The sequence below is a fragment of the Craterilacuibacter sp. genome (genome assembly GCF_051659485.1).
Lineage (GTDB): Bacteria > Pseudomonadota > Gammaproteobacteria > Burkholderiales > Chromobacteriaceae > Craterilacuibacter.
On record NZ_JBOFOO010000339.1, the window covers coordinates 1 to 1,173 of the forward strand.

The 1,173-nt window shown below is 60.5% G+C and carries 1 protein-coding gene; it reads left to right on the forward strand.

All coding sequences use genetic code 11. From position 1 onward, the window contains the following. Positions 1–143 precede the first annotated feature (143 nt). A complete protein-coding gene (murB, locus tag ACRC1E_RS11575; RefSeq protein ID WP_438515247.1) occupies positions 144–1,169 on the forward strand; it encodes a UDP-N-acetylmuramate dehydrogenase in 1,026 nt (341 codons plus the stop codon). The last annotated feature ends 4 nt before the right edge of the window (positions 1,170–1,173 follow it).

Genomic DNA, 1,173 nt, shown 5'->3' on the forward strand with positions numbered 1-1,173 from the left:
TGGATCATACCGGCCATGGGCGTCAACGGTTTCTGGGCCGCGCTGGTGGTCAGCCTGTCGGTCGCCGCCTTTTTCCTCGTCTGGTATCTGGCGCGCGAAAGCCGCCAGCGCCTGCGCCGCCACTATTTTGCAAAGACTACGGCATGAGCCTGCACTTACATCCCCTCGCCTCTCTCCAGCCCTATAACAGCTTCGGCCTTGACGTGCGCGCACAACACTATGCCGAACTGGGTGACCTGGCCGACCTCGCCGGGCTACTGTCCAGCGCAGCCTACCAGCAAGGCCCGGTATTATGGCTGGGCGGCGGCAGCAACATGCTGTTTACCCGCGACCATCCGGGCCTTGTTGTCCGCATGAGCACCCGCGGCATCCGCATTTTGCACGCAAGCGGCGACCACAAAATCGTGGAAGCGGCTGCCGGCGAAATCTGGCACGATTTTGTGTTGCGAACACTAGAGATGGGGCTATCCGGACTGGAAAACCTCAGTCTGATCCCCGGCACCGTGGGCGCAAGCCCGGTGCAGAATATCGGCGCTTACGGCGTGGAAGTGAAAGATGTGATCAGCGAAGTGGTCTGTGCCGACCTCGAAAATGACGGGCATGAAGTCGTGTTGCAAAATAGCGATTGCCGCTTTGCCTACCGCGACAGCATTTTCAAGCATGAAGCCGCCGGCCGCCTGCTGGTCACCGCCGTCCGCTTCAAGCTGGCGCACAAGGCGACACTCAAGACAGCCTATGGCGACATTGCCCGTGAACTGGAAGCGCAAAACATCCATGCGCCAACCGCACATGACGTCAGTCGCGCCGTGATTGCCATCCGCCAGCAAAAACTGCCTGACCCGGCCATTCTGGGCAACGCGGGAAGCTTCTTCAAAAACCCCATCATTCCCCGCGCACAGGCCGAGGCGCTACTGGCGCAACACCCCGCGCTACCGCACTATCCGGCAGGCGAAGACAAAGTAAAACTTGCCGCCGGCTGGCTGATTGACCAGGCAGGGCTCAAAGGCTATCGCGAGGGCGATGCCGGTGTACACGCCAAACAGGCACTGGTTCTGGTCAATTACGGCACCGCCAGCGGCAGCGACATCTGGGCATTGGCAGGCAAGGTACGCAGCACGGTACTTGAACGCTATGGCGTCACCCTGGAGCCGGAACCTATTGTGGTCTGAGACT